Source organism: Vibrio sp. Sgm 5 (assembly GCF_026241575.1).
Lineage (GTDB): Bacteria > Pseudomonadota > Gammaproteobacteria > Enterobacterales > Vibrionaceae > Vibrio > Vibrio jasicida.
Genome location: NZ_JAPHPY010000169.1, coordinates 1 through 212, shown reverse-complemented (window position 1 = coordinate 212; position 212 = coordinate 1). Strand labels below are relative to the sequence as shown.

At 50.5% G+C, this 212-nt stretch carries 1 tRNA gene; it reads left to right on the top strand.

Annotation, left to right across the window (positions count from 1 at the left end):
• Position 1 precedes the first annotated feature (1 nt).
• A tRNA-Gln gene (locus tag OQJ86_RS26550) sits at positions 2-76 on the top strand.
• Positions 77-212 lie beyond the last annotated feature (136 nt).

Genomic DNA, 212 nt, shown 5'->3' with positions numbered 1-212 from the left:
TAGGGCTATCGCCAAGCGGTAAGGCAGCGGCTTTTGATGCCGCCATTCCCTGGTTCGAATCCAGGTAGCCCTGCCATATTACCCCTTTAAAGGGACGTTATTGAGGTTTTACCAATTCTCTCGATAACAACAATTAAGATGCGGTCGTGGCGGAATTGGTAGACGCACCAGATTTAGGTTCTGGCGCCGCAAGGTGTGAGAGTTCAAGTCTC